Consider the following 20,186-nt stretch of genomic DNA (forward strand, 5'->3'; position numbering starts at 1 on the left):
TGGGAAGGTGGGGCTCCTCCGAGCTCCCCGCAATCGGGATGGCACTCTTGAACCATGAACGAAACTCCCCGCCGCGCCCGCGTCCGTGCCCCCGAGCTCGTCGGCAAGGGCGGCTGGCTGAACACGGGCGGCAAGGACTACACCCTCGCCGACCTGCGGGGACGCATCGTCATCCTGGACTTCTGGACGTTCTGCTGCATCAACTGCCTGCACGTCCTCGACGAGCTGCGCGAGCTGGAGGAGCGCCACCGGGACACCGTGGTGATCATCGGCGTGCACTCGCCGAAGTTCGTGCACGAGGCCGACCACCAGGCCGTCGTGGACGCCGTCGAGCGGTACGGCGTCGAGCACCCGGTGCTCGACGACCCCGAGCTGGCCACCTGGAAGCAGTACGCCGTACGGGCGTGGCCGACGCTCGTCGTGATCGACCCCGAGGGGTACGTCGTCGCCCAGCACGCGGGCGAGGGGCACGCCACGGCGCTCGCCACGCTGGTCACCGAGCTGGAGGCCGAGCACGAGGCGAAGGGCACCCTCCGCCGGGGCGACGGCCCGTACGTCGCGCCGGAGCCGGTCGCGACGCACCTGCGCTTCCCCGGCAAGGCCCTGCTGCTCGACTCGGGGAACTTCCTGGTCTCCGACACGACGCGGCACCAGCTCGTGGAGCTGGCGGCGGACGGCGAGACCGTGGTGCGGCGGATCGGCAGCGGCGAGCGGGGGCTGGCCGACGGGGCCGCCGGCACCGCGCGGTTCAGCGAGCCGCAGGGCCTGTGCCCGCTGCCCGACGGGCGGATCGTCGTCGCGGACACCGTGAACCACGCCCTGCGGGTGTGGGACCCGGCCTCGGGCGACGTCGCCACCGTGGCGGGGACGGGCGCGCAGTGGATGCAGGGGTCGCCGAGGTCCGGTCCGGCGCGTGACGTCGCGCTGTCGTCCCCGTGGGACGTCGCCTGGTGGCAGGGCCGCGTGTGGATCGCCATGGCCGGCGTGCACCAGCTGTGGGCGTACGACCCGGAGGCCGGGACGGTGGAGGTCGCGGCCGGGACCACCAATGAGGGCCTGGTCGACGGGCCCGTCACCGAGGCGTGGTTCGCGCAGCCCTCGGGTCTCGCCGCCACCGCCGACCGGCTGTGGGTCGCCGACTCGGAGACCAGCGCCGTGCGCTGGGTCGACACCGACGGCACCGTGCACACCGCGGTGGGCACCGGCCTGTTCGACTTCGGGCACCGGGACGGCGCCGCGGACCAGGCGCTCCTCCAGCACCCCCTGGCGGTCACCGCGCTGCCCGACGGCTCGGTCGCGGTCTGCGACACGTACAACCACGCCCTGCGCCGCTACGACCCGGCGAGCGGCGAGGTCACGACGCTCGCCACGGACCTGCGGGAGCCCAGCGACGCGGTCCTCGCCGGCGACGACATCGTGGTCGTCGAGTCGGCCCGGCACCGGCTGACCCGGCTGCGCCTCCCCGAGGAGGCCGTCCAGGTCGACGCCGTCGCCCACCGCACGCAGCGCGAGGCGACCGAGGTCGCGCCGGGCACGCTGCGCCTCGACGTCGTGTTCCGGGCGCCGACCGGGCAGAAGCTGGACGAGCGGTACGGGCCCTCGACGCGGCTGCTGGTCTCGTCGACGCCGCCGGAGCTGCTGGCCGGCGGCGCGGGGACGGGCACGGACCTGTTCCGCGAGCTGAAGCTCGACCCGGCGGTCACCGAAGGCGTGCTGCACGTCTCGGCGATGGCCGCGTCCTGCGACGACGACCCGGCCAACGAGTACCCGGCGTGCCATGTCCACCAGCAGGACTGGGGCGTGCCGGTCAAGGTCGTGGAGGGCGGCGCCGCCCGCCTGCCGCTGATCCTCGCGGGGCTCGACGCCTAGGTCGTGACCGCGAGGTCCCGAGCTCGGCAGAGTCCTGGCACATCCGTCCGCTCACGCGTCGTCAATTCCACTGTGGCATCCGTGCGTTCGGTGAGCGCTGTGCCGAGGGGCTGACGCCGGTTCCGTAGGCTCGCTGCGCATCACTCGATGACGGCCTACGTGGAGGACCGATGCCGGCACGCCAGCGGATCACTGCCCGCAATGCCCGCTTCCAGCAGTGGGAGGCATTACTGACCAACCGGAACAAGCGCACACGGGCACGGGAGTTCCTGGTCCAGGGGGTTCGTCCGATCTCCTTGGCGGTGCGGTACGGCTGGCCCGTCAAGGCGCTGATATACGACGGCGGGCGGGAGTTGTCGCAATGGGCGCGGGAGCTGTTGCGCGTGGTCGACGCCGAGCCGATAGCCATGGCGCCCGACCTGCTGTCGAAGCTGGGGGAGAAGAACGGGAGCCCGCCGGAGATGGTGGCTGTCGTGGAGATGCCGGCCGACGACCTGGACCGGCTTCCGGTCGGCAGCGGCTTTCTGGGTGTCCTGTTCGACCGGCCGACGAGCCCGGGGAATGTCGGCAGCGTCATCCGGTCCGCGGACGCGTTCGGGGCGGACGGGCTCATCGTGTCGGGGCACGCCGCGGACCTGTACGACCCCAAGTCGGTGCGGGCCAGCACCGGTTCCCTGTTCGCTCTGCCGGCCGTGCGCGTGGGCTCGCCCCGCACCGTGACGGACTGGGTCGCCGCGCGGCGGGCCGAGGGACGGCCGATCGTCCTGGTCGGCACCGATGAGAGGGGGGAGTGCGACGTCTTCGACTTCGACTTCACCCAGCCGGTGCTGCTGTTGGTCGGCAACGAGACGTCCGGGCTGAGCAGCGCCTGGCGTGACCGGTGCGACCACACGGTCAGCATTCCGATGACGGGGTCCGCGAGTTCCCTGAACGCCGCCAACGCCGCCACCGCTGTGCTGTACGAGGCGCATCGGCAGCGCATCGCCGCCGCGAGGCGGCGCTGACGGACCCGACGCCCAGCACGTCCGGAGGGGCCTGATCGCCCGGACAGCGCCTAGTTGATGACGCCCTCGTGGCGCGAGGGACGGCCCGCCGCCCCGTCCAGGCAGCCCTCGACCCACAGCGCCGGGTCGTACGTCGCCTCGCGGCGGCCGGCGCCCTCGGCCTCCATGCGGGCGCAACCGCCGTGGAGGAGGACGCGGACGAGGTCGCCGGCGCGGTCGTACGCGCGGATGCGGGCGGCCTTCCGGTAGCCCGCCTCGTACGCGATGTCCGAGCCCCACGGCGGACGGTCCTCGAAGCGGGCCACGACGACGCCGCAGACGGCGACGAACGCCGCCGTCACGGCCGCCAGAAACGCCAGCGACTTCCCGCGCGACGGCCCCCGATGACGTACGAGGGTCGTGTCCTGTCCCAGCAGCACCATGCCTCACACCGTGGCAGGCGGGGCCTTTCGCGGATGTTGCGCCCGCGGCGCGTCAGTCCCGCGGTGGCCTCAGTACCGGCCGTCGTACCGCCGCCCCGGGTCCTCGTCCGGCGGGTCGACGACGGTCGGCGCGACGGGCGGCACGACGGCCCTGCGCCGCCGGGCGATGCTGGTGAACGTGGTGACACCGAGCAGGCCGACCGCCATCAGGATCAGCCCGACGATGTCGAGGTCGACGCCCTTCATCTCCCAGTCGGTCGCGAACGCCAGGATCGCGCCGACCGCGATGAGGATGATGCACCCTCCCAGGCCCATGCCTGTTCGCCTCCTTGTGTGCGTAGGCGTCGCGAGTACCCCGAAGGGCCCGCGCAACGCCTACGCCACCAGGATCACTTGAGGAAGGCGACGAGCGCGTTCGCCAGGAGGTACGGGTCGTCCGCGCCGCACAGCTCGCGGGCGCTGTGCATGGACAGGCAGGCGACGCCGATGTCGACGGTGCGGATGCCGTGGCGGGCGGCGGTGATCGGGCCGATCGTCGTGCCGCACGGCATGTCGTTGTTGGAGACGAACGACTGCCACGGCACGCCGGCCTCCTCGCACGCCGCGGCGAACACGGCGCGGCCGGTGCCGTCCGTCGCGTACCGCTGGTTGACGTTCACCTTGAGGATGGGGCCGCCGTTGGGGCGCGGGTGGTGCGTGGGGTCGTGCCGCTCGGCGTAGTTGGGGTGCACGGCGTGGCCGACGTCGGAGGACAGACACACCGTCCCGGCGAAGGCGCGGGCCCGGTCCTCGTAGCCGCCGCCGCGCGCGTAGACGGATCGTTCCAGCACCGTGCCCAGGAGCGGGCCGTGGGCGCCGGTGTCGGACTCGGAGCCGTTCTCCTCGTGGTCGAAGGCGGCCATGACGGGGATGAACTCCGGCTCGCGGTCCGCCGTGGCGACGGCGGCGAGCGCGGCGGTGCAGGCGTGCGTCGACAGGAGGTTGTCGAGGCGGGGCGCGGCCAGCAGTTCGCGGTCGCGGCCCAGGTAGGCGGGCGGCTCGACGGAGTGGACCATCAGGTCCCAGCCGGTGACGTCGTCGGCGTCCAGGCCGGCCTCGTCCGCGAGGAACCGGATCAGGTCCCCCTCGCGGACGTCGTCGCCGAGGCCCCAGATCGGCTGCATGTGGCGCTGGCGGTCCAGCTTCAGGCCCTCGTTGGCCTGGCGGTCCAGGTGGATGGCCAGCTGCGGCACGCGCAGCAGCGGCCGGTCGACGTTCACCAGCCGGTGGGTGCCGTCGCGCAGGGTCAGCCGGCCGGCGAGGCCGAGGTCGCGGTCGAGCCAGGAGTTCAGCAGCGGGCCGCCGTAGATCTCCACGGCGACCTGCCGCCAGCCGTGGGCCCCGCTGTCGGGCCGGGGCTTGACCCGAAGGTTGGGGGAGTCGGTGTGGGCGCCCACGATCCGGAACGGGGTGTGCGGGGCGGCGCCCTCGGGGACGTACCAGGCGATCATCGTGCCGCCCCGGATCACGTACTTGCCGCCGGTCGTCCCGTCCCACGCGGCGGTCTCCTCGACCTGCCGGAATCCGGCCTTCTCCAGCCGCTCGGCGGCGGTCGCCACGGCGTGGTACGGCGAGGGGGAGGCCGTCAGGAAGGACATCAGGTCGTCGGTGTGGCCGCGGTCGAAGCGGGTGGGAGAGCTGCTCATGACCACACCATACGGGCGGGGGTGCGGTCCGTCGCAGGGTTGTGGACAGGGCGTTGTCAGTGGTGGCTGCCACCATCGGGAGCAGTGGCAGGAGCGACCGAAGAGCAGGACGACCCGGAGGTGCACTGGTGAAGACGATGACCGCGCCGACGACGGCGCAGCCGACCGCGCCCGCCTGCATCGCGTGCGAGGGACCCGGCGCCGAGTGGAGCGACCGGCTGCGGATGCCGCTGTGCGCGCCGTGCACGCGGGCCGCGACGGGCTCCCCGGACCGGGACCCGGTGCGGCTGGGCGACATCCTGCCGGTGACCGCGGCGGTGCTGCGGTCCTCCGGCACCGGGCCCGCCCGGGTGCCGTCGCCGCGCACGGGCGCACCGATGACCTGCCGGTACTGCGGCGGGCGGGCCCGCTGGCACCGGACGACGGGCGACCGGTGGGTGGCGATCGAGCCGGGCGTCCGGGCCGCGGCGGGCGTGCCGCGCGGCCGCCGCTGGTACATAGCGGGGGACGGCACGGCGGTGAACCTGCGGGGTGCCCTGCCCTCGGACACGTGCCGGGTGAGCCACTTCGACATCTGCCCGGGCCGGCCTGCGGCGGCCTGAGCGGCCTGATCCGACCGTCCGCCCCGGCGAAGACCCGGGGAAGCGGACGGCCCGCTTCCCCGGAGCGGACCCTCCGGGGAAGCGGGCCGTCGGGCTCGCCGGTGAACCGTGGCTCAGAAGGCCGCCTCGTCCAGCTCCATCAGGGAGTTGTCGACGCCCTCGGCGATCAGGCGCTCGGTGGAGACGCCCGGCAGGACGTTGGCCGCGAAGAACTTCGCCGCCGCGATCTTGCCCGTGTAGAAGGGGACGTCCTTGGCCGGGGCGCCCGCCGCCAGCTTCTCGGCGGCGACCGCGGCACCGCGCAGCAGCAGGTAGCCGACGACCACGTCACCGGACGCCATCAGCAGGCGGGTGGTGTTCAGGCCGACCTTGTAGATGTTCTTGACGTCCTCGCCGGTGGCCGTGAGGTCGGTCAGCATGGTGCCGACGATGGCCTCCAGGTCGACGGCCGCCTTGGCGAGGGCGTCGCGGGCCTCGGCCAGCTCGTCGCCGCCCGTGCCGACCGCGAGGAACTTCTTGATCTCCTCGGCCAGCGTGTTCAGCGAGGCGCCCTGGTCGCGGACGATCTTCCGGAAGAAGTAGTCCTGGCCCTGGATCGCCGTGGTGCCCTCGTACAGCGTGTCGATCTTGGCGTCACGGATGTACTGCTCGATCGGGTACTCCTGCAGGTAGCCGGAGCCTCCGAAGGTCTGGAGCGACTGGGCCAGCTGCTCGTAGGACTTCTCGGAGCCGTAGCCCTTGACGATCGGCAGGAGCAGGTCGTTGAGGCCGTGCAGCGCCTTGGCGTCCTCGCCGGCCGCCTCCTTGACCTGGATGGCGTCCTGGACGGCAGCGGTGTACATGACGAGGGCGCGCATGCCCTCCGCGTACGCCTTCTGCGTCATCAGGGAGCGGCGCACGTCGGGGTGGTGCGTGATGGTCACCTTCGGCGCGGACTTGTCCATGAAGTTCGCCAGGTCGGGACCCTGGACGCGCTCCTTGGCGTACTCCAGCGCGTTGAGGTAGCCGGTGGAGAGCGTGGCGATCGCCTTCGTGCCGACCATCATGCGGGCGAACTCGATGATGCGGAACATCTGGCGGATGCCGTCGTGCTTGTCGCCGATCAGCCAGCCCTTGGCGGGGTGCTTGTCGCCGAACGTCATCTCGCAGGTGTTGGAGGCCTTGAGGCCCATCTTGTGCTCGACGTTCGTGGCATAGGCGCCGTTGCGCGCGCCCAGCTCGCCGGTCTCCCAGTCGAACTCGTACTTCGGGACGAGGAAGAGCGACAGGCCCTTGGTGCCCGGACCGGCACCCTCGGGGCGGGCCAGCACGTAGTGGAGGATGTTCTCCGACATGTCGTGCTCGCCGGACGTGATGAAGCGCTTCACGCCCTCGATGTGCCAGGAGCCGTCCTCCTGCTGGATCGCCTTGGTGCGGCCCGCGCCGACGTCGGAGCCGGCGTCCGGCTCGGTCAGCACCATCGTCGAGCCCCACTGCTTCTCGACGGCGATCTGCGCGATCTTCTTCTGGGCCTCGTTGCCCTCCTCGAAGAGGATGCCGGCGAAGGCGGGGCCGGACGAGTACATCCAGACGGCCGGGTTCGAGCCGAGGATCAGCTCCGCGTACGCCCAGATCAGGGAGCGCGGGGAGGTGGTGCCGCCGATCTCCTCCGGCAGGCCGAGGCGCCAGTACTCGGAGTCCATGAAGGCCTGGTAGGACTTCTTGAACGAGGCCGGGACCGGCGCGGTGTTCGTCTCGGGGTCGAAGACCGGCGGGTTGCGGTCGGCGTCGGCGAAGGACGCGGCGAACTCGTTCTCCGCGAGACGGCACAGCTCGTCGAGGACGCTCTTGGCGGTCTCGACGTCCATCTCCTCGAACGGACCGGTGCCGTACACCTTGTCGCGGCCGAGGACCTCGAAGAGGTTGAACTCGATGTCGCGGAGATTCGACTTGTAGTGCCCCATGGCGACGGCTCCGTAAGGGATCGGGAGGCAGGTTCCTCGTGCATCTACCAGCTAGTAGCTACGATGATGCTACCCGTCGGTAATAAGGGCAACCCCTGGCACGTGAACTGTGACGCGCGACGCGCACGGGCTCCCGCGGCGGGCCTGCGCCCGAGCCCTCGCGGCCGGCTATTCCTCCACGCGGTCCAGCCCGGGAACCCCCAGGTCCGCGAGGCCGTCCAGGATCAGGTCGACGCCGACGGCGGCGAGCAGCAGCCCCAGCAGACGTCCGAGCAGCTCGATCGTGGCGTGGTGCGTGCGCTGGAGCAGCCGCGCCAGGAGGAGCACGCACAGCAGGTCCAGGGCGAGCACGGCGACGTACGCGGCGACGACCGTCGAGCGCCAGGTCCACGAGTCCCGCGCCGCCGCCTCGACCAGAAGGCCGGTCATGGCCAGCGGGCTCACCACGTACGGCATCAGCAGTTCGCGCACCCCGCTGACCAGGTCGGGGGCGTCCCGGTCGGTCCCGTCGGCGCCCAGGTGCACACCGAGCACCAGTCCGATGGCGTACAGGAAGAAGATCGTGCCGCCCGCGAGCTTCAGCGCCGGGGTCGTGATGTGGAACAGGTCCAGCAGCCACGGTGCGGTGAACCCGGTGACCAGGCCGACGAAGAGGGCGGCGGTGGTGGCGATCAGCGCGATGGTCCGCAGCTGTCGCAGCGGATGCAGCCGGGCCAGTCCGGCGAAGGAGAGCATCACCTTGGGCGGACCGACCACCGAGAAAAAGGTGATGAAGGCGGCGGAAAAGCTGAGAGCGTTCACCTTGCGCATCATGGCCCGGCGCCCGGCCCGCCTTTCTCGCGGCTCTCCGCCGTCACTCGCGGGACGGAAATTCGTCCACCAGTCCGGACGGTCATTCGAGTGGGTTAGTCCTGGCCGGGATTTATTCCTCAATGGCCGATATATGGACTCCCGTACACACATGACAGCCGCATAGTCTCGAATGTGCTCGGAATCCCCACACTGTTCCAGAGCGGAGACAAGATGAAGGCGACTGGTCTGCTGGTGTCCTCATGCGTGACCGCCGTTCTCCTCGGCGCGGCGGGCACGCTCACTACGAGCTGGGCCGGAGGACCGGATGACTCCGGTGCCGCCGGTGTCCGGGCCTGCGGGCTCGGGGCCGACAGTCCGACGGGGTCCATCGCGGGCACCGGCTCGCGCACCGGCTGCGGGGGCACCGTCACGCTCACCGTCAGGGTCTACAAGGACATCAGCTGGTGGCCGGACACGGAAGTGGCGAAGGCGTCCCGGACGGGATTCGGCAACGGATCGCTGACGGCCCGGGGCTCCTGCGACGGACGCGGCAGCTATTACACCCACACCGAGAGCTCGACCGGTAATGCCGTGGAATCCGGCCGGGTCGTGCTCTGCTGATCGAAAAACCATTCCGTGCGCCGGTGATTCACCACCGGCGCACGGTTCCGTGATGGGGGCGCCCGCGTGCGTATTGTTCTGGAGCAGGTCAGCTTTTCCTATCGTCGCACCAGAAAGAAAAACGTTCTGGAGGGGGCCTCCTGGACGGTCGATTCCGGAGTGACCGGCCTGCTGGGCCCGAACGGCGCGGGAAAGACGACGCTGCTGTCGCTGATCGTCACCCTGGCCGCACCGCAGCGGGGCCGGATCCTCGTCGGCGAGTACGACGTGGCCCGGCCCGCCGACCGCGCCGAGGCACGGCGGCTCCTCGGCTTCGTCCCGCAGCGCTTCTCCCTCGCCGGCGAACTGACGGTCGCCGACACCGTCGCCTACGCCGCCTGGGTCAACGGCGTCCCGCGCCGCGCCTGCGCCGACGCCGCCGCATGCGCCCTGGACCACGTGGACATGGGCGCCCTGGCGTCCCGTGCGGTGCGCACCCTGTCCGGCGGTGAGCGCCAGCGCGTCGGCATCGCCGCCGCCCTCGCCCACGACCCCCGCGTCCTCGTGCTCGACGAGCCGACCGTGGGACTCGACCCGGGGCAGCGGCTGCGCGCCCGCGAGGTGATCGCCCGCCTGGGCGAGGACCGCACCGTCGTCCTGTCCACGCACCTCGTCGAGGACGTCGCCCACCTCTGCGGCCGGGTCGGCGTGCTGGCCGGCGGCCGCATCGCCTTCGACGGGACGTTCGCCGCACTGGAAGGGCTCATCGAGGACTCCGACGGGGGCAGCCGGTACGGCTCGCCCTTCGAGCGCGCCTACGACGCCCTCATCTCCCGGATGGGAGCGGGCGCGTGACATCACTCCCGGAGGGCGAGCGGGGCGTGCCGCCGCAGCCGGCGCCCGTGCCCGCACCGGCGCGCCCCGGTCCGGCACCTGCGCCCGCGTCGGGCGGCCCTGCGTCCGCGTCTGGCCCTGCGTCAGCATCCGAGTCTGCGTCCGCGTCGGGCGGTCCTGCGTCCGCGTCTGGCCCTGCCTCCGTGTCCGGGTCTGCGCCCGCGTCTGGCCCTGCCTCCGTGTCCGGGTCTGCGTCCGTAGCCGGGCCCGTGCCGGCGCCTGGGCCTGCGGCCGCGCCCCGGGCCGCCGTCGTGCGGCGGGCGGTCGCCGCGACGAGGGCCGCCGGATGGCCGTTCGGCGCCCGCTTCTTCCCCCTCGCCGCCGGCTGCGTCGCCGCATCGGTGTGGCTCGGCACCCGCGCCCAGCTGGAGTGGCAGGCGCTCGACTGGACGTACACCTCGGCCGAGTTCACCGCCCAGCTCAGGTTCCCCGCCATCGTCGCGGCGGGCGCGGCCGCCCATGTCGCCGCCCGCCTCACGCACCGCACCCGGATCTTCGCCCAGCCCTGGTCCGTACGGGTCGGCCACCCGCTCCTGCGGCGGCACCTGGGCCAGCTGCTCGGCTGGTTCCTGCCGGCCTACCTGCTCGGCATGGCGCCGCTGGTGTGGGCGACGGCACGGCACGCCTCGTACGGCCACCCCCACGCCCTCGTCGTCGTGGGCGCCCTCACCGGCCTCGCCGCCCTCGTCGCCCTCGGGTACCTGACCGGCGCCCTGGTGCAGAACGTCCTCGCCGTGCCTCTCACGGTGGCGCTGGTCTTCCTGCTGCTGGGCCTGCCGAACCTGCACGACGGCTGGAACGCCGTGGTGCCCACCCTGTCCGCGCTCCCCACCCTCGGCCGCGAACAGTCCCTCGACCTGGGCCTGTACCGGCTGCTCGCCTTCACCGTCTTCGGCGCCCTCTTCTGGTCGCTGGCCGCCCGCCTGCTGACCCGCCGCCCGCCCGCCGCGGCGCACGCGCCGCTCCTGCTGGTCCCGGTCGTCCTCGTCGCCCTGCCGCTCCTGCGCACCCCGGCCCTCTTCACGTACGCCGGTGACGGCCGGGAGGTGTGCGACACGAGGGGCACGGTCACGTACTGCGTGCACGAGGGCCACCGGGCCGAACTGGCCGAGCTGCGCGACCTCGCGGCCCCGGTCATCGCCGCGTACGGCCCCGACCGCGCCCCGCTGCGGCAGGTCCGCGACGACGCCCTCGCCGGCGCCGGCACCGGCGCACACCGGCCGGACACCCTGTGGGTGCCCATCACACCCGGCTGGCGCCCCGCCGAGGAGGTGCCGCCGCTGGTCGCCTCCACGCTCCTGCCGGGCCGGGCCGCCTGCGTGTCCCCGACCGGGTCGATCGCGGCGGGCGCCGCCACCGACGAACGGCGCACGCACCTCCTCCAGGACCTGGCCCTGTGGCTGCAGAGCCGGGCGTTCCCCGGAGGCGGCACGGACGCCGGGCTCTTCTCGGGCGTGGCGCCCGAGCGCGTACGGCAGTGGCTCGCCCGGGACCGGCACGCCGTCGAGACCTGCACCGCCGACCCGGAGGACCTGCCGTGGCGCTGACCCTCCTGTTGCGGGTGCGACTGCTCCTGCCCGCGCTCCTCGCCGCGCTCGCCGCCCTGGTCCCGGCCTACGCCGGTGCCACCACCGCGGTCGTCGTCGACATCGCCGGGCGACCGGAGCAGATCCAGCGCGTCCCGTACGTGGAGATCGTCGCCGTCGCCACGTCGATCGCCACGGCGTGGCTGCTGCGGCCGCGTTTCTGGGAGTGGGAGCGGCTCGGCGGCGGTCATGTGCGCGTCCACGCGGCGGCCGTGGCGCTGGTGGGCCTGCTGCTGCCGCTGCTGCCCGCGGCCGTGGCGGTGCTGCGGCTGCCCCCGGAGACGCGGCCCTGGCTGGTCCTCCCGCCGGTGCTGCTGTTCTCGGCGCTCACCTTCGCGGCGACCGCGCTCGTCGGGCCCGTGGGCGGTGGCCTGCTGTCGCTGCTCGCAGTGGCCGGCGGCGCTGTGGTGCTCAACCTCCAGCCGGGCGCGGCCCGCGTACTGCCCGTCAGCTACGCGGGCGGCCAGGGCCACCGCCTCCCCGGCATGCCGTACTGGTGGCTGGGCCCCCTCCTGATGACGGCCGCCGCCCTGGCCGTCCACGCGACGACGGCCGGCGCCACGACCTGGTCCCGCCGACTGCTGCGCAACGAGGAGTGAGGGGGCGGCGAGTCGCTGGCGCCGCCTGTGCCGCCGTTCCTGCTGTGGGCAGTCGTTCCGCAGGGCGGAACGGGTGGGCACAGCAGGAACGGCCCCCCGGCCTGAGGGCCCGCCCCCTGCGCGCCACGACGGTGGGTGGGTCCGGGTGCGGCCCGGGGGTCACGTGCTCAGATTGGCTCGCTCGGGCCCGTGAGAGCGAGGCGTCCCAGCACCGCCAATCCTGCGCGCGCGACCCCCGGTCCACCCCCGTCCCGTGCGTGGGCGCCCGACCCCCGGTGGGGGGTGGGGTGGGTGGGGCCGCCCGCCTGTGGGCGGCTCGCCCCCGGGCGGGGCGTACGGGCCGGGGGCTCCTCGTGGCCCCGTCAGCAGGTGTGGCGGTCGCGTTCCGGTGAGTACAGGTGGCTGTCGCGGAACTGGGTCGCGGCCAGGGTGCGGCCGACGATGATCACGGCCGTGCGGGTGATGCCCGCCTCCTTCGTCTGCGCCGCGATGTCGGCGAGCGTGCCGCGCAGGACCACCTCGTCCGGACGGCTGGCCATCGCCACCACGGCGGCCGGGCAGTCCTCGCCGTAGTGCGGGACCAGTTCGCCGACGACCCGGTCGATGTAGCGTGCCGCGAGGTGCAGGACCAGCAGGGCGCCGCTGCGGCCGAGCGTGGCCAGGTCCTCGCCCTCCGGCATGGGCGTGGCCTGCTGGGCGATCCGGGTCAGGATGACGGTCTGGCCCACCGTCGGGACGGTCAGCTCCCGCTTGAGCGCGGCGGCGGCCGCGGCGAAGGCCGGCACGCCCGGCACCACCTCGTACGGGACGCCGGCCGCGTCCAGCCGCCGCATCTGCTCGGCGACCGCGCTGAACACCGACGGGTCGCCGGAGTGCAGCCGCGCCACGTCGTGGCCCTCCTCGTGCGCGCGGACCAGCTCGGCGGTGATGGCGTCGAGGTCCAGGTTCGCCGTGTCGACCAGGCGCGCGTCCGGCGGGCACTCGGCCAGCAGCTCGCGCGGGACCAGGGACCCGGCGTACAGGCACACCCCGCACGAGGCGAGGGTGCGCGCGCCGCGCACGGTGATCAGGTCGGCGGCGCCGGGGCCCGCGCCGATGAAGTAGACGGTCATGGCTGCTCTGCTCCCGCTTTCGTTAGGACGCTGGGGTGTTCGCGGACGTCTTCGTCGCGGACCACTGCGTGACCGGCATCGCCTGGCGCCAGCCGGTGAACCCGCCCACCGGCACCGCGTGCGCCACCGCGAGCCGCACCAGCTCGCCGCCGTGCCGTCGGTACCGCTCGGCCAGCAGCGCCTCGGACTCCAGCGTCACCGTGTTGGCGACCAGCCGGCCGCCCTCGGGCAGGGCGTCCCAGCAGGCGTCCAGCAGGCCGGGCGCCGTGAGGCCGCCGCCGATGAACACCGCGTCGGGGACCGGCAGCCCCGCGAGCCCGGCCGGGGCGGCGGCGGTCACGACGCGCAGGCCGGGCACGCCGAGGGCGGCGGCGTTGCGGGCGATCCGCTCGGCCCGCACGGGGTCGCGCTCGACGGCGATCGCCCGGCAGCCGCGGTGGACGCGCATCCACTCGATGCCGATGGAGCCCGAGCCGCCGCCGATGTCCCACAGCAGCTCGCCGGGCGCGGGAGCGAGGGCGGCGAGGGTCGCCGCGCGCACGTGCCGCTTGGTGAGCTGCCCGTCGTTCTCGTACGCCGTGTCGGGCAGCCCCGGTACGGCGCCGAGGCGCGGGGCGCCGGGGGCGCGGGCGCACTCGACGGCGACGACGTTCAGCGGGTCGCCGGGCGGGTGGGGCCAGTCGTCGGCGGTGCCGTGCAGGGCGGCCTCGCGGTCGGAGCCGAGCTGTTCCAGCACGTGGAGGCGGCTGGGTCCGAAGCCGCGGGCCCGCAGCAGGGCGGCGACCTCGGCGGGCGTGCCGGCGCCGGAGGACAGCACCAGGAGGCGCCGCCCGTGGTGGAGGGCGGCGGTCAGGGTGTCGAGGGGCCGCCCGACGAGCGTGATCGTCTCGGTGTCCTCCAGGGGCCAGCCGAGCCGGGCGCAGGCGTACGCGACGGAGGAGGGGTGCGGCAGGACGCGCAGCCGGGCGGGGCCGAGGGTCTCGGCGAGGGCGCGGCCGATGCCGTAGAACATGGGGTCGCCGCTGGCCAGGACGGCGACGTTCCGCCCGGCGTGGGCGGCCAGCAGGCCGGGGACGGCGGGGCGCAGCGGCGACGGCCAGGGGACGCGCTCGGCGGTGACCTCGCCGGGCGGCAGCAGGCCGAGCTGGCGCTCGCCGCCGCCGATGACGACGTCGGCGGCGCGCAGGGCGGCGCGGGAGGTGTCGGGGAGCCCGGCCCAGCCGTCCGCGCCGATGCCGACGACCGTGACGGGGTGCTCGTGGTCCGGTCTGCTCACGGGCCGGAACCCTACCGGCCGGTCGCGGGAGGGACCCCGGGCGGGGCTACTTGTCCGCGTGCTCGCCGACGTAGAAGAGGATCCAGATGAAGCCGGCCAGGGCGTGCGTGACGAAGACGTACACGAAGACGCGCAGGGCGACGCCGCGCTCTTTCCAGCGCTCGCTCTCGCTCATGGCGGTCCCTTCGTGGGGCGGTCGTCCGGCCGTTGTCAGGGTACGCGGGGCGGAGACGCGGTACCGTGGACCATGGAAGTTAAAACTTCAACAATCATGTGGGTGAGGCGCGATGGAGTTCGGGATCTTCACGGTCGGCGACGTGACGCCGGACCCGACCGACGGCCGTACGCCGACCGAACGGGAGCGGATCAAGGCCATGGTCGCGATCGCGCTCAAGGCGGAGGAGGTCGGCCTCGACGTCTTCGCGACCGGCGAGCACCACAACCCGCCCTTCGTGCCCTCCTCGCCCACCACCATGCTCGGCTGGATCGCCGCCCGCACCGAGCGGCTCGTGCTCTCCACGGCGACGACGCTGATCACGACCAACGACCCGGTGAAGCTCGCCGAGGACTACGCGATGCTCCAGCACCTCGCCGACGGCCGCGTCGACCTGATGCTGGGGCGCGGCAACACCCCGCCCGTCTACCCCTGGTTCGGGCAGGACATCCGGCAGGGCATCCCGCTCGCCGTCGAGAACTACGCGCTCCTCCACAGGCTGTGGAGGGAGGACGCCGTCGACTGGGAGGGCCGCTTCCGCACCCCGCTGGAGGGCTTCACCGCCACGCCCCGCCCCCTCGACGGCGTCCCGCCGTTCGTCTGGCACGGCTCCATCCGGTCCCCCGAGATCGCCGAGCAGGCCGCCTATTACGGCGACGGGTTCTTCCACAACCACATCTTCTGGCCCGCCGAGCACACCCGGCGCATGGTCGAGCTGTACCGGAAGCGGTACGCGCACTACGGGCACGGCACGCCCGAGCAGGCGATCGTGGGCCTCGGCGGCCAGGTGTTCATGCGCCGGAACTTCCAGGACGCGGTACGGGAGTTCCGCCCGTACTTCGACAACGCGCCCGTGTACGGGCACGGGCCGTCGCTGGAGGAGTTCACCAGGGAGACCCCGTTGACGGTCGGGTCGCCACAGCAGGTCATCGAGCGGACGCTGACCTTCCGCGACACGGCCGGCGACTACCAGCGCCAGCTGTTCCTGATGGACCACGCGGGCCTGCCCCTGAAGACCGTCCTGGAGCAGATCGACATGCTCGGCGAGGAGGTCGTCCCGGTCCTGCGCAAGGAGTTCGCCGCGCTGCGCCCCGCGGGCGTACCGGCGACGGCCCCACGGCACCCGGCCACCACCCGTCCCGGCGACTGAGGCTACTTGCGGTTGTACAACCGCATCGTCACCGTCCCGAACACCACCACGAACACCGCCGACCACCCCAGCGACCACATGATGTCCGCCGCCGGCCATCCGCCGCCCATCAACTCCCGCACCGCCGTCGCCAGATGCGTCACCGGGTTGTTGTTCACGAACGCCTGGAGCCAGCCCGGCATGGTCCTCGGGTCGACGAACACATTGCTCAGGAACGTCAGCGGGAAGATCACCATCATGCTGACGCCCATGACCGACTTCTCACTGCGCAGCAGCAGCCCGAACATCGTCCAGATCCACGAGAAGGCGAACGAGAAGACCATCAGCAGCGCCACGCCCGCCAGCACCCCGAGCACCCCGCCGTCCGGCCGGTAGCCGATGACCAGGCCGACCGACAGCATCACGGCCGACGCGATCAGATAGCGCACGACGTCGCCCAGCAGATAGCCGACCATCGGCGCCGGACGCCAGATCGGCAGCGTGCGGAACCGGTCGAAGACGCCCTTCGCGATGTCCGTGTTGACCGCGACGCCCGTGTACATCGTGATCATCACGACGCTCATGCTGAGGATGCCCGGCAGCACGTACTGGATGTACGCCGAGACCGACCCGGCCAGCGCCCCTCCGAAGAGGTACGTGTACATCAGCACCATCATGATCGGGAACGCCGTCACGTCGAACAGCTGCTCCGGCACGTGCTTGATCTTCAGCATGGCCCGCCAGCCGAACGTCAGCGACGCGGACAGCGCCGACGGCCGGGCAGGCCGCTCGTCCGCCCCCGCGACCAGGAGGGCCGCCAGCTCGTCGGAGCGGGGCGCGACGAAGGCGAACTCCTCCGACGGCTGGGGCTGCGGCTGCTGTGACGCGGTCGTCGTCATCGCGGGCCCTCCTTGCCCGTCAGCGCCAGGAACACCTCGTCCAGACTGGGCTGGCCCAGCGCGAAGTTGTCCACGGTGATGCCCGCCCGGGCCAGTTCGGACAGGGCGCGCGCCGCCTGCTCGGCCGCGCCCAGCTCCGTACGGTGCCCGTCGACCGTCGCGGTCAGCGCGACCGGATCGGGGTCGAGCTGCACCGTCGCGCCCAGCGCGGTCGTCAGCACCCGCTCGGCCTCCGGGCGCTGCTCGGGCCGGCGGAGCCGTACGTGCACGGAGCCGGCGCCGACCGACGCCTTCAGCTCGCCCTTCGTGCCCTCCGCGATCACCCGGCCGTGGTCGATGACCGCGATCCGGGACGCCAGCCGGTCCGCCTCGTCCAGGTACTGCGTGGTCAGCAGGACCGTCGTGCCCTGCGCGACGACCGCCCGCACGATGTCCCAGACCTGGTTGCGGCTGCGCGGGTCCAGGCCGGTCGTCGGCTCGTCCAGGAACAGCAGGTCGGGGGTGTTGAAGATGGACGCGGCGATGTCGATACGGCGCCGCATGCCGCCCGAGTAGTTCTTGACCTGCTTCCCCGCGGCCGCCGACAGCCCGAACGCCTCCAGCAGTTGCGCGGCCCTCCGCCGCGCGGCCGCCTTGGAGTGACCGAGCAGCCGGCCCAGGAGCAGCAGGTTCTCGGTGCCGGTCAGGTCCTCGTCGACGGACGCGTACTGGCCGGTCAGGCTGACCCGGCCGCGGACCGCGTCGGCGTCCCGGACCACGTCCTTGCCGAACACCCGGGCCTCGCCGCCGTCCGGGCGCAGCAGCGTCGCCAGCACCTTCACGGCCGTCGTCTTGCCCGCCCCGTTCGGGCCGAGCACCCCGTAGACCATGCCCGCCGGGACCCGCAGGTCGATGCCGTCCACGGCCCGGGTCTCGCCGAACGCTTTCACCAGGCCGTGCGTCTCGACGGCGATGTCACTCACGTGTGTAGAAGACGTAGAACGCCGCGCAGAACATCGCCGCGCCGACGATGAGGCCCAGCACCGTGCCGCTCAGCACGCTGCCGCCGGTCAGGCTGTACAGGAACCCGATGCCGATGCCGGTGAGCGCCCCGTACGCCATGCCCCGCAGCTCGCGCGGGAGGGCCTTCTGCGTCCGTCCCAGCAGGTAGCAGAGCGCGCCGAACACGATGGCGCAGACGAGGCCGAACCAGACCTGGCCCCAGGTGGTGGGGCCGTCGCCGCGCTTGATGAAGGCGGCGTACAGGCCGTAGAGGAAGCCGAGTGAGGCGGGAAGCGCCCACCGGAGGGTGTGCCTCTCCTCCGTACGGCCGCGGGCCAGGGGGCGGCGGGGCCGGGCGGGGGCTGCGTGTGCGCCCATGGCGGAGCTCCTTCCGACGCGCTTCCTTCCCAGGGCACACCCGACCGCCCGAACCGGCAAGTGGATCAGCCCGCGGGCGGGCGGTTTTTACTCACCCAACTCCCACCGGCGGTGAGCCGCCCACCGGTCGGGTGTTCCACCCACCCCACCCCACCGGCGGTGAGCCGCCCACGGGCGGGCGGGTTCCACCCACCCCACCCCCCACCGGCGGTGAGACGCCCGACTACGGGACGGGGGTGGACCGGGGGTCGCGCGCGCAGGATTGGCGGTGCTGGGACGTTTCACGCTCCGGGGCCCGAGCGAGCCAATCTGAGCACGTGACCCCCGGGCCGCCACCGGACCCACCCACCGTCGTGGCGCGCCGGGGCTGGGCCCTCAGGCCGGGGGGCCGTTCCGTCGTTGTGCCCACCCGTTCCTCCCCCAAGGACTACGTCCAGGGGGGACCCCCATGCGGAACGACTGCCCGCAACGACGGAACGGCGGAACGGCGGCACCGCGGCGCGAGCCCACAACGACGGGCCGTGGTGGCAGTGTGCAGGGAGGTCCACGCAGGGGGAGGGGAACGTTACCCCTCGTAGGGGCGTCCTCGGAGGAGGGGGTTCCGGGGGCGGATTACGATGCGCTCCTGACTCCGCGCCATATGCCCTGTCAGTCAAGGACGTTCGTCATGCGCAACACTCCCGGCAGAGGGCTTCGACCCAATGTTCTCGGCACCTTCGACACCGTCGTGATGGCCGTCGCGGGCAGCGCCCCGGCCTACTCGCTGGCCGCGACGACCGCCGTACTCGTCGGCGCCGTCGGCGTCGCCGCGCCGGCCGCGCTGCTCTACTGCGCGGTGCCGATGTTCGGGATCGTGCTGGCGTTCAGCCGCCTCGGCCGGATCGACGTGAACGCGGGCGCCGCGTACTCGTGGGTGGGCCGGACGCTGCACCCGGCGCTGGGCTTCCTGTGCGGCTGGGCGCTGGTGGTGTCGACGACGTTGTTCATGGTGGCGGGGTCACTGCCGGCGGGCGCGCTGACCCTGGCCCTGTTCGACCCGGCGCTGGCGGGGAACACCGTGCTCGCCAGCGTCGTGGGCGCGGGCTGGTTCCTCGTGATGCTGCTGGTGGTCCTGGGCGGCGCCCGGCTCACCGTACGGGCGCAGCTGATCATGACGGGGGTGGAGCTGCTGCTCCTGCTGCTGTTCGTGCTGGGCGCGCTGGTGCACCGGGGCGCGGCCACCGCGTTCGACTGGTCGTGGTTCGGCTTCGGGCACTTCGACGGGACGGCCGGCTTCGCGTCGGGCGCGCTGATCGCCGCGTTCTACTACTGGGGCTGGGACGTCACCGGCAACCTCAGCGAGGAGACCCGCGACAGCCACCGCACGGCCGGCCTGGCGGCCCTCATCGGCGTGGCCCTGGTCTTCCTGCTGTTCGAGGCGTTCACGATCGCGGTGAACGTGATCCTCCCGGCGGGCAGGGTCACGGCGGACGGCGGTGGCGCCGACACCCTGGCCCTGCTCGGCGAGGCGATCTGGCCGGGCGTCGGCGGGAAGCTGCTGATCGTGGCGGTGATGCTGTCCACCGTGGCGACCCTGGAGACCACGCTCATCCAGGTCACCCGCTCGCTGTTCGCGATGGGCCGGGACCGCACGATGCCGGCCGCGCTGGGCGACGTGCACCGCCGCTGGAACACCCCGTGGGTCGCGGTCGCCGTCGTCGGCGGGGTCGCGCTGGTCCTGTTCGCCGCCGCGACCGCGCTCGGCTCCGTCGGCGACATCCTCTCCGAGGCGGTCAGCGCGATCGGGCTCCAGATCGCGTTCTACTACGGCCTCGCCGGGATCGCCGCGGTCGTCGCGTACCGGAAGCTGCTGCTGACGTCCGTCCGGGACTTCCTGCTGGGCGGGGTGTGGCCGCTGGCCGGCGCCGCCTTCATGCTGTGGACCTTCGTCGAGTCGCTGACGGAGCTGTCCGCCGCGTCCGTGGCGATCGGTCTGGGCGGGCTCGCGGCAGGTCTCATTCCGATGACCTGGTACTGGCGGCGGGGCAGTTCGTACTACCGTCCGGCAAGGCTGGACGCGGTGCGGGCCCTGGCGGCGGCGGAGCCGTACGCGGGACCGCACCCGCGCCACCACCGGCCGGGCGCCGACGAGACGTTGGCGACCGACTTCTGACCACGCGACGACGCGACTTCGCGACCGACCACGCGACCGGGGGAGAAGG

20 protein-coding genes are annotated in these 20,186 nt (G+C 73.0%); 9 read left to right on the plus strand and 11 right to left on the minus strand.

Features of this window, described 5'->3' with window-relative positions; all coding sequences use genetic code 11:
* Positions 1-54: 54 nt before the first annotated feature.
* Positions 55-1,869 (plus strand): NHL domain-containing thioredoxin family protein, encoded by a 1,815-nt coding sequence (locus tag ABEB09_RS16965; RefSeq protein WP_345690766.1) that lies wholly within the window; start codon positions 55-57, stop codon positions 1,867-1,869.
* A 170-nt stretch (positions 1,870-2,039) separates the two neighbouring features.
* Positions 2,040-2,873: a TrmH family RNA methyltransferase gene (locus ABEB09_RS16970; RefSeq protein ID WP_345690767.1), complete on the plus strand. Its 834-nt coding sequence runs from the start codon at positions 2,040-2,042 to the stop codon at positions 2,871-2,873.
* Between the two features lie 50 nt (positions 2,874-2,923).
* Here ABEB09_RS16970 and ABEB09_RS16975 read toward each other — a convergent pair whose 3' ends face one another.
* The 3 genes from ABEB09_RS16975 to ABEB09_RS16985 form a co-directional block, all read right to left on the minus strand.
* Entirely contained in the window at positions 2,924-3,295 is a 372-nt protein-coding gene (locus ABEB09_RS16975) for a hypothetical protein (protein WP_345690768.1), read from the minus strand.
* 69 nt (positions 3,296-3,364) lie between these two features.
* Complete coding sequence (locus ABEB09_RS16980; RefSeq protein WP_345690769.1) at positions 3,365-3,610, minus strand: DUF6458 family protein; 246 nt, start codon at positions 3,608-3,610, stop codon at positions 3,365-3,367.
* A gap of 74 nt (positions 3,611-3,684) precedes the next feature.
* Positions 3,685-4,980 (minus strand): M18 family aminopeptidase, encoded by a 1,296-nt coding sequence (locus ABEB09_RS16985; RefSeq protein ID WP_345690770.1) that lies wholly within the window; start codon positions 4,978-4,980, stop codon positions 3,685-3,687.
* A 137-nt stretch (positions 4,981-5,117) separates the two neighbouring features.
* On the opposite strand from ABEB09_RS16985, the gene ABEB09_RS16990 reads away from it, so the two are divergent.
* Positions 5,118-5,582, plus strand: coding sequence for a DUF6083 domain-containing protein (locus ABEB09_RS16990; protein WP_345693966.1), 465 nt, complete (start codon positions 5,118-5,120; stop codon positions 5,580-5,582).
* Between the two features lie 113 nt (positions 5,583-5,695).
* Here ABEB09_RS16990 and ABEB09_RS16995 read toward each other — a convergent pair whose 3' ends face one another.
* On the minus strand, positions 5,696-7,525 hold the full coding sequence (locus tag ABEB09_RS16995; RefSeq protein ID WP_345690771.1) for an acyl-CoA dehydrogenase: 1,830 nt from the start codon (positions 7,523-7,525) through the stop codon (positions 5,696-5,698).
* Positions 7,526-7,693: 168 nt separating this feature from the next.
* Positions 7,694-8,326: a MarC family protein gene (locus ABEB09_RS17000; protein ID WP_345690772.1), complete on the minus strand. Its 633-nt coding sequence runs from the start codon at positions 8,324-8,326 to the stop codon at positions 7,694-7,696.
* Positions 8,327-8,548: 222 nt separating this feature from the next.
* Between ABEB09_RS17000 and ABEB09_RS17005 the strand changes: the two genes are divergently transcribed.
* The 4 genes from ABEB09_RS17005 to ABEB09_RS17020 all read left to right on the plus strand — a co-directional run bounded on the left by ABEB09_RS17005 (position 8,549) and on the right by ABEB09_RS17020 (position 11,996).
* Complete coding sequence (locus tag ABEB09_RS17005) at positions 8,549-8,938, plus strand: hypothetical protein (RefSeq protein ID WP_345690773.1); 390 nt, start codon at positions 8,549-8,551, stop codon at positions 8,936-8,938.
* A 66-nt stretch (positions 8,939-9,004) separates the two neighbouring features.
* Positions 9,005-9,772 (plus strand): ABC transporter ATP-binding protein, encoded by a 768-nt coding sequence (locus tag ABEB09_RS17010; protein ID WP_345690774.1) that lies wholly within the window; start codon positions 9,005-9,007, stop codon positions 9,770-9,772.
* Positions 9,773-10,020: 248 nt separating this feature from the next.
* Complete coding sequence (locus ABEB09_RS17015; protein ID WP_345690775.1) at positions 10,021-11,358, plus strand: ABC transporter permease; 1,338 nt, start codon at positions 10,021-10,023, stop codon at positions 11,356-11,358.
* Positions 11,349-11,996, plus strand: a complete 648-nt coding sequence (locus ABEB09_RS17020; RefSeq protein ID WP_345690776.1) for a hypothetical protein — start codon at positions 11,349-11,351, stop codon at positions 11,994-11,996. Before ABEB09_RS17015 ends, ABEB09_RS17020 begins: the two co-directional genes overlap by 10 nt.
* A 362-nt stretch (positions 11,997-12,358) precedes the next feature.
* On the opposite strand, the gene cobM is transcribed toward ABEB09_RS17020, so the two are convergent.
* From cobM to ABEB09_RS17035, 3 genes are read right to left on the minus strand one after another with little or no spacing between them, the layout of a single operon-like run.
* Positions 12,359-13,108 carry a precorrin-4 C(11)-methyltransferase gene (gene cobM / locus ABEB09_RS17025; protein ID WP_345690777.1) on the minus strand — a complete coding sequence of 250 codons (750 nt, stop codon included), beginning with the start codon at positions 13,106-13,108 and terminating at the stop codon, positions 12,359-12,361.
* Positions 13,109-13,130: 22 nt separating this feature from the next.
* Positions 13,131-14,384, minus strand: a complete 1,254-nt coding sequence (gene cbiE / locus ABEB09_RS17030; RefSeq protein ID WP_345690778.1) for a precorrin-6y C5,15-methyltransferase (decarboxylating) subunit CbiE — start codon at positions 14,382-14,384, stop codon at positions 13,131-13,133.
* Positions 14,385-14,430: 46 nt separating this feature from the next.
* The gene (locus ABEB09_RS17035) at positions 14,431-14,559 is read right to left on the minus strand and encodes a DUF6126 family protein (RefSeq protein ID WP_345690779.1); all 129 of its coding nucleotides are present in this window, start codon (positions 14,557-14,559) and stop codon (positions 14,431-14,433) included.
* 112 nt (positions 14,560-14,671) lie between these two features.
* Here ABEB09_RS17035 and ABEB09_RS17040 point away from each other — a divergent pair, with 112 nt between their 5' ends.
* The gene (locus tag ABEB09_RS17040) at positions 14,672-15,748 is read left to right on the plus strand and encodes an LLM class flavin-dependent oxidoreductase (protein WP_345690780.1); all 1,077 of its coding nucleotides are present in this window, start codon (positions 14,672-14,674) and stop codon (positions 15,746-15,748) included.
* A 2-nt stretch (positions 15,749-15,750) separates the two neighbouring features.
* Here the strand turns inward: ABEB09_RS17040 and ABEB09_RS17045 are convergent, their stop codons facing one another.
* From ABEB09_RS17045 to ABEB09_RS17055, 3 genes are read right to left on the minus strand one after another with little or no spacing between them, the layout of a single operon-like run.
* Positions 15,751-16,626, minus strand: coding sequence for an ABC transporter permease (locus tag ABEB09_RS17045; RefSeq protein ID WP_345690781.1), 876 nt, complete (start codon positions 16,624-16,626; stop codon positions 15,751-15,753).
* Positions 16,623-17,588 (minus strand): ATP-binding cassette domain-containing protein, encoded by a 966-nt coding sequence (locus ABEB09_RS17050; RefSeq protein ID WP_345690782.1) that lies wholly within the window; start codon positions 17,586-17,588, stop codon positions 16,623-16,625. The genes ABEB09_RS17045 and ABEB09_RS17050 overlap by 4 nt, the downstream gene beginning before the upstream one ends.
* The gene (locus ABEB09_RS17055) at positions 17,581-17,985 is read right to left on the minus strand and encodes a hypothetical protein (protein ID WP_345690783.1); all 405 of its coding nucleotides are present in this window, start codon (positions 17,983-17,985) and stop codon (positions 17,581-17,583) included. Before ABEB09_RS17055 ends, ABEB09_RS17050 begins: the two co-directional genes overlap by 8 nt.
* A gap of 667 nt (positions 17,986-18,652) precedes the next feature.
* Here ABEB09_RS17055 and ABEB09_RS17060 point away from each other — a divergent pair.
* Positions 18,653-20,137 (plus strand): APC family permease, encoded by a 1,485-nt coding sequence (locus ABEB09_RS17060; RefSeq protein WP_345690784.1) that lies wholly within the window; start codon positions 18,653-18,655, stop codon positions 20,135-20,137.
* Positions 20,138-20,186: the final 49 nt, after the last annotated feature.

This window comes from Streptomyces coeruleoprunus, assembly GCF_039542925.1.
Lineage (GTDB): Bacteria > Actinomycetota > Actinomycetes > Streptomycetales > Streptomycetaceae > Streptomyces > Streptomyces coeruleoprunus.